This is a genomic window from Vulcanococcus sp. (assembly GCF_044369115.1).
Taxonomy (GTDB): Bacteria; Cyanobacteriota; Cyanobacteriia; order PCC-6307; family Cyanobiaceae; genus Vulcanococcus.
Window position 1 is genome coordinate 1 of record NZ_JBIPMN010000146.1, and the last position, 6,984, is coordinate 6,984.

Annotated in this window: 7 protein-coding genes and 1 pseudogene; 2 read left to right on the plus strand and 6 right to left on the minus strand. The window is 65.1% G+C overall.

The features are described 5' to 3' along the window. The 3 genes and pseudogenes from ACIQ2E_RS11060 to rseP all read right to left on the minus strand — a co-directional run. A pseudogene (locus tag ACIQ2E_RS11060) lies at positions 1-720 on the minus strand (polyribonucleotide nucleotidyltransferase); the annotation flags it as partial. 197 nt (positions 721-917) lie between these two features. Beyond that, complete coding sequence (gene rpsN, locus ACIQ2E_RS11065; protein ID WP_217796494.1) at positions 918-1,220, minus strand: 30S ribosomal protein S14; 303 nt, start codon at positions 1,218-1,220, stop codon at positions 918-920. 52 nt (positions 1,221-1,272) lie between these two features. Continuing rightward, positions 1,273-2,361 carry an RIP metalloprotease RseP gene (rseP, locus tag ACIQ2E_RS11070; protein ID WP_398330282.1) on the minus strand — a complete coding sequence of 363 codons (1,089 nt, stop codon included), beginning with the start codon at positions 2,359-2,361 and terminating at the stop codon, positions 1,273-1,275. A gap of 47 nt (positions 2,362-2,408) precedes the next feature. On the opposite strand from rseP, the gene mqo reads away from it, so the two are divergent. Beyond that, complete coding sequence (gene mqo, locus ACIQ2E_RS11075) at positions 2,409-3,866, plus strand: malate dehydrogenase (quinone) (RefSeq protein WP_398330285.1); 1,458 nt, start codon at positions 2,409-2,411, stop codon at positions 3,864-3,866. 121 nt (positions 3,867-3,987) lie between these two features. Here mqo and serS read toward each other — a convergent pair whose 3' ends face one another. The 3 genes from serS to ACIQ2E_RS11090 form a co-directional block, all read right to left on the minus strand. Beyond that, positions 3,988-5,271 (minus strand): serine--tRNA ligase, encoded by a 1,284-nt coding sequence (serS, locus tag ACIQ2E_RS11080; protein WP_398330288.1) that lies wholly within the window; start codon positions 5,269-5,271, stop codon positions 3,988-3,990. Positions 5,272-5,338: 67 nt separating this feature from the next. Next, positions 5,339-5,644 carry a NifU family protein gene (locus tag ACIQ2E_RS11085; RefSeq protein ID WP_398330291.1) on the minus strand — a complete coding sequence of 102 codons (306 nt, stop codon included), beginning with the start codon at positions 5,642-5,644 and terminating at the stop codon, positions 5,339-5,341. A 56-nt stretch (positions 5,645-5,700) separates the two neighbouring features. Further along, positions 5,701-6,039 carry a DMT family transporter gene (locus ACIQ2E_RS11090; RefSeq protein ID WP_398330294.1) on the minus strand — a complete coding sequence of 113 codons (339 nt, stop codon included), beginning with the start codon at positions 6,037-6,039 and terminating at the stop codon, positions 5,701-5,703. Positions 6,040-6,122: 83 nt separating this feature from the next. On the opposite strand from ACIQ2E_RS11090, the gene ACIQ2E_RS11095 reads away from it, so the two are divergent. Then, positions 6,123-6,984, plus strand: an 862-nt coding sequence (locus ACIQ2E_RS11095; protein WP_398330297.1) for a GTP-binding protein, incomplete at its 3' end; no start/stop codon positions are given.

The window sequence follows — 6,984 nt, forward strand, 5'->3', positions numbered from 1 at the left end:
CAGGGTGTCGTCGGCCACCTGCGGCTCGGGGATCACCTGCTCGATGCCGAGTTCTTTGAGCAGGGCTTGTTGAGCCTTGATCAGTTCGCACACGGCTTCGTAACCGAAGTCGATCGCTTCGATCACGTCCTGCTCGGGCAGCTGGTTGGCGCCCGCTTCCACCATGATCACGCCCTCAGGGGTGCCGGCCACCACCAGATCGAGGTCGGAGCGCTCGATCTCGCGGTAGCTGGGGTTGAGCACGAAGTCGTCGCCCAGCAGGCCTACACGCACAGCCGCCATCGGACCGTGGAAGGGGATCTTGGCCAGCAGGGTGGCGAGGGAGGCGCCCGTAACGGCGAGCACATCGGGCGGAACCCGCTCATCGAGCGACATGCAGGTGGCGACGATCTGCAGGTCGTCGCGCAGCCAGCTGGGGAACAGCGGGCGCATCGGCCGATCGATCAGGCGCGCAATCAGGGTGGCGCGCTCGGGCGGACGGCTTTCGCGGCGCATGAAGCTGCCGGGGATGCGACCGGCGGCGTAAAGGCGCTCTTCGTAATCGCAGATCAGGGGCAGAAAATCAATGCCCTCACGCCCGCCGGAGCGGGTGGCGGTGACCAGAACGGCGGTATCTCCGCATTCGACCATCACTGAACCGCCTGCCTGGGGAGCGAAGCGGCCGGTGGTCAGCCGGATCTCCCGACCATCGAAGGAGATCGACTGAGTGTGACCTTGCACGTGGGCTTATGTCTTGTTTGTTGTCAAGTGGGATTCTCGCATCCGGCGTGCGAATGCCGTGACAACGCCCGCAATCTCTTTGGAAAGCGGGGCGGCTGTTATGGGGGTGTTCAGCTGGCAGCGCTTCCGAATGGCGCTTGAGCCATAAAAAAAGCGCCCTGTGGCGCTTTTGATCATGCAAGTGGTGGAGCGGAAGCTCACCAGGACGACTTGACCACGCCGGGCAGCTCACCTTTGTGAGCGCGCTCGCGCAGCTGGTTGCGGCACAGGCCGAAATCGCGGTACACACCGCGGGGCTTGCCGGTGGCCCAGCAACGGTTGCGCAGGCGCACCTTGGCGCTGTTGCGAGGCAGACCCTGGATCTTGCGGTGGATCTCCAGGCGCTCCATCGGATCGGCAGCGGCTTCAAAGGCAGCCATCAGAGCGGCGCGCTTGGCAGCGAAGCGCTCAACCATCTTCTGGCGCTTGACATCGCGCGCAATCATCGACTTCTTCGCCATGCGGCCTGGACTCAACGGGCAATGACAAACCAGATTACCCCTCGGGGTGCCCTCAACGGCCGAGCAGTTGCTGCACCGCCGCTAGCTGGCTGGTGTCTTTCACGATCAGCACCAGGCTGAGGCCCACCAGAAACACAAAACCCGACTGCATGAAGGCCAGTTGGAATTTCTCGGGCAGGGGTTTGCCGCGCAGGCCCTCAATCATCAGGAAGACGAACTGCCCGCCATCCAGTAGGGGCAGGGGCAGAGCGTTGAGCACTGCCAGGTTGATCGAGATCAGTGCGGTGTAGAGAAACAGGCTGCTGCCGCCCTGCTTGGCGAGTGAGGCACCCATTTCAACGATTTTCACCGGGCCCGACACCTGGCTGGCTGTTTCGCCGAAGTGGGTGGCCAGGCTGATGAAGCCCTCCACCGTGCGCTGGGTGAGGCTGACGAAGTCGCGGTTGGCCTGGCGCACGATCTCGCCAGGGCCCTTGGGCCGGCGGAAAGCTTCGGTGCCGCTGGGCTGCAGCTGGGCGCCGATGCGGCCGATGCCGCTGAGATCCGCCGGTGTGAGGGCGATGCTGATCGCTTTGCCGGCCCGTTCAGCCTGGAGCTGCAGGGTTTGATCCGGGGCCCCTTTCACCCGTTCCACCAGCTGAGCCACAGCGCTTTGACCCCCTCCCAGATCCACACCATCGGCCGTGAGGATGCGATCGCCGGGGCGCAGCCCTGCTGCCGCAGCGGCTTGCCCAGGCTGAACTCCAGCCACGAGTACCCCTGGTGTGGTGCTGAATCCAGCCGGGATGCCCACCACCAGGCCCTGAGCCACCAAGACGCTCCAGGCCAGCAACAGGTTGGCCAAGACGCCCGCGGCGATCACTAGAGCCCGTTGGGAGATCGGGCGGTTGCGCAGGAGGTCGGGGTCGTCAGCGGGGATGGTGCTCTCTTCGTCGTCATCGGGAAATGACACGAAGCCCCCCAGGGGAATCGCCCGCAGGGCGAACTGCACGCCACGCCGCTGGCGCTCAAGCAGCACAGGCCCGAAGCCAACGGAGAAGCCGCTGACGCGGATGCCCTGCCAGGTGGCGGCAAAGAAATGGCCGGCCTCGTGCACCACGATCAAGCCGGCCAGGATCGCCAGGGCCGTGAGAACCCCCATCCGCGCAGGTGCAAAGTGACTCCATTGTGGAGGGATGTCCCGGCCTGATGACGCACCGCTGCGATGCCCTGCTGGTGGGGGCCGGAATCATGGGCGCCACCCTGGCCCGGTTGCTGCGTCAGCTCGATCCGGCCCTGGAGGTGGTGGTGCTCGAGCGCCTGCCGGCGGTGGCGGCTGAGAGCAGTGCTGCTCTCAATAACGCGGGCACCGGCCATGCGGCCAATTGCGAGCTCAACTACACCCCTCAGGCGGCTGATGGCTCGGTGCCGATCGCAAAGGCGTTGGCCATCAATGCCGCCTTCGAGCAGAGCTTGCAGTTCTGGGCTGCCTTGGTGGAGCGCGGCGAGCTGCAAGATCCGGCGGCGTTCATCCGGGCGGTTCCCCACCTGAGCTTTGTGTGGGGTGAGGCGAATGTGGCTTTCCTGCGCCGGCGCTGGGAGGCGCTGAGCGCCACGCCCCAGTTCGCCGGCATGCAGTGGAGCGGCGACAGCGCTCAGCTGCGCGAGTGGATGCAGCTGGTGATGCAGGGCCGCAGGCTCGATCAGCCCCTGGCGGCTACCCGTGTGGCCCGCGGTACCGATGTGAATTTCGGCGCCCTCACGGCGGCGTTGCTGCAGGGCGTGGATGTGCGGCTCGACCACGATGTGGTGGGCCTTGATCGCAGCGGCAGCGGCTGGTTGGTGGAGGCACGGCAGCCCAGCGGCGGCAGTGCTTTTTTTCAGGCACCGTTTGTGTTTCTGGGTGCTGGTGGTGGTGCTTTGCCACTGCTGCAACGCTCGGGTATTCCTGAATCGCGCCAATACGGAGCCTTTCCCGTGAGCGGCCAATGGCTGGTGTGCCGCAATCCAGAGGTGATCGCCGGTCACAACGCCAAGGTGTATGGCAAAGCGGCGGTAGGAGCACCGCCGATGTCGGTGCCGCACCTCGATACCCGTTGGATCGACGGCCAGCGGGCGCTGTTGTTTGGCCCCTACGCCGGTTTCAGCACCCGCTTCCTCAAGCGGGGCTCCCTCTGGGATCTGGCGGGATCGCTCAAGCCGTTCAACCTGCTGCCCAGCCTGCAGGTGGGCGTCTCCAATGTGGATCTGGTCCGCTATCTGGTGACACAGGTGGCGCAGAGCCAGGAGCAACGGCTCGAGAGCCTGCGTCAGTTCCTGCCCCAGGCCCGCGGCGAGGATTGGGAGCTGGCCGTGGCTGGCCAGCGGGTGCAGATCATCAAGCAGATCAACGGCCGCGGCAGCCTGCAGATGGGCACCGAGGTGGTGAGCAGTGCCGATGGATCTCTTGCAGCGCTGCTGGGTGCCTCACCCGGTGCTTCCACCGCGGTGCAAACGATGATCGAGGTGCTGCAGCGCTGCTGGCCCGAGCGGTTCGGCAGCAGCGCCTGGCAGGAGCGGTTGCGCTTTCTGGTTCCTGGCTGGGGGATGGATCTTGCGCAGGATGCCGCTCAGCTCACGGCCCTGCGCGCCCGCATTAACGCAGCGCTTGGGCTTGCTACCGGCTGAGTGGCTGTTGGCATCAGCCGCATGAGGTGCTCAGGGGTGTGTGCTGTGATGCGCCTCCAGCTCCGGATATCCATGGATATCCCGAGTCGGACGGTTATGCGCCGCACTGCCGCACTGCCGCTCAGATTGCCGCGTGGATGGACTCAGAGCCGAAGTAGGGCACCAGAGCAGCGGGTAGTTTCACCGAACCATCAACCTGCTGGCCGTTCTCGAGCAGCGCCGCCATCGTGCGTCCCACGGCCAGGCCGCTGCCGTTCAGGGTGTGCAGCAGCTGCGTGCCCTTGCCCTCCTTCATCCGGATGGCGGAGCGGCGGGCCTGGAAGTCGCCGCATACCGAGCAGCTGGAGATCTCGCGGTAGGCCCCGGCGCCCGGCAACCACACTTCGAGGTCGTAAGTGCGGGAGGCGGAGAAGCCCATGTCGCCGGTGCAGAGCTCGATTTTGCGATAGGGCAGCTCGAGTGCTTCCAGCACTGCTTCGGCATCGGCAGTGATCTGCTGGTGCGCTTCGGCCGACGTATCGGGGTGGCAGAACCAGTAGAGCTCCACCTTGTTGAACTGGTGCAGGCGGATGAGGCCCCGGGTGTCGCGCCCGTAGCTGCCGGCTTCACGGCGGAAGCAGGGGGTGTAGGCCACGTATTTCAGCGGCAGCTGCTCGGCCGGGATCACCTCATCGCGGTGCAGCGAGGTGACGGGCACCTCGGCGGTGGGGGTGAGCCAGAGGTCGTCTTCGGCGCAGCGGAAGCTCTCCTCGGCGAACTTGGGCAGCTGGCCTGAGCCGGTGAGGCTGGCGCTGTTCACCAGGATCGGCGGCAGCACCTCGCGGTAGCCCTTACCGCCGTGCAGGTCGAGCATGAAGTTGATCAGCGCTCGCTCCAGCCGCGCGCCCTGGCCCAGCAGGGTGACGAAGCGGCTCTGGGCGATGCGAACAGAGCGCTCGGCTTCGAACAGCTCAAGGCGCTCAGCAATCTGCCAGTGCTCTTCAAGCCAGTCTTCCGTCTTGCGCGGGTTGCCCCAGCGCTTGATCTCCACGTTGTCGTCTTCGCTGCGGCCATCCGGGGCGTCGGGCGACGGCAGGTTGGGGAGCGTGAGTAGCTGCTCGCGCAGCTTGGCCTCCAGCGCCTTCTCTTCCTCCTCCAGCACCGCCACCTGCTGCTTAATGCGGTTGCCTTCGGTGCGTAGCTCCTGCACCTCAGGGCTGTTGGGGGCGGCGCCGCCTTTGATCTTCAGACCTACTTCCTTGCCGATGCGGTTCCCCTCGGCCTGTAGGTTGCTGCGCTGCTCCTCCAGGTCGCGCTCCTGGCGAGCCATCAGCTGCAGGCCCGTGAGGTCGAGCGTCATACCGCGACGGCCGAGCTGCTCCGTGATCAGCTCGGGATTGTCGCGCAACAGGCGCTGATCCAGCACGGGCCCACGGTCAAAGGTGGGCCGAGCCTAGGGGCCGGGGTTCTGGGCTCCTGATCGAGCTGGTGCATCAGAGCACCTGAACCACTTCGCTCACTTCGGGGATGGCTTCGCGCAGCTTCCGCTCGATGCCCATCTTCAAGGTCATGGTGCTGCTGGGGCAGGAGCCGCAGGCGCCCTGAAGGCGCACCTTCACGATCGGGCCGTCGATCTCCACCACTTCCACGTTGCCGCCGTCAGCCATCAGATAAGGACGCAGCTCATCGAGGGTGCGCTCCACGTTTTCCAGGGTGAGCGCGCGGGGATCGCTGGCATCAGGTGCAGCAGTTTCGGCGGTGGCGGTTTCGGGTGCGGCGTTGGTGGTGTCGGTGCTCATGGCGCTCTCGGGTGCTGAAGCGAGCTTAGGTAGGCCCCTCGGCGGCCTGGCCAGGCTTACTCGTGTAGCGGGCCCGTGAGGTTCACCACCGCCACGCCTGTCGTGATCAGGGCGATGCCCACCAACTGGCCGAAGCTGGGGATCTGGCGGTAGGCGAACACGCCCACCAGCACGATCGCCACGATCCCGATGCCGCTCCAGAGGGCGTAGGTGATGCCGAGGGGGATGGTTTGCACCACCCGCGAGAGCAGCAGCATGGCGCTCCCATAAGCCGCCAGCACCACCAGGGTGGGAAGGGGGCGGCTCATGCCGGCGGAGAGCTTCAGGCAGGAGGTGCCCACCACTTCTGATGCAATCGCGAGGAGCAGCAGCAGCCAGGCAGGGGTGGTGGGCATGGGGGGATGGGCACCTCTCCCTAGGATCAGCCCACCGAGATCCACCGCCCCGAGCCGGGACGCCCCCGAGAACACCTCAGCGAATGACCGACGTTCCCGCCTCACGGATCCGCAATTTCTGCATCATTGCCCACATCGACCATGGCAAGTCGACCCTGGCGGATCGCTTGCTTCAGGAAACGGGAACGGTGGCTGCCCGCGATATGCAGGAGCAGTTCCTCGACAACATGGATCTCGAGCGTGAGCGGGGTATCACGATCAAGCTCCAGGCTGCGCGGATGGAATACAAGGCGGCCGATGGCGAGACCTACATCCTCAACCTGATCGACACCCCAGGCCACGTTGACTTCTCCTATGAAGTGAGCCGCTCGCTGCAGGCTTGTGAAGGTGCGCTGCTGGTAGTGGATGCCAGCCAGGGCGTTGAAGCGCAGACCCTGGCGAATGTGTATCTCGCGATCGAAAACAATCTCGAGATCATCCCGGTTCTCAACAAGATTGATCTTCCAGGTGCCGATCCCGAGCGCATCAGTGAAGAAATCGAAGCGATCATCGGCCTCGATTGCTCCGGTGCCATCCCCTGTTCCGCCAAGAGCGGTTTGGGCGTTCCCGACATCCTCCAGGCCGTGGTGGATCGGGTTCCGCCACCGCCCGATCGGGTGAATGAGCCGCTGCGGGCGTTGATCTTCGATTCCTATTACGACCCCTACCGGGGCGTGATTGTGTATTTCCGGGTGATCTCCGGCTCACTCAGCACCAAAGACAAGGTGCTGTTGATGGCCAGCAAGAAAACCTACGAGCTCGACGAAGTGGGCGTGATGGCCCCCGATCAGCGCAAGGTCGACAGCCTCCAAGCCGGTGAAGTGGGTTATCTGGCCGCTTCGATCAAGGCCGTGGCTGATGCCCGCGTGGGCGACACGATCACGCTGGTGAACAACCAGGCGCCCG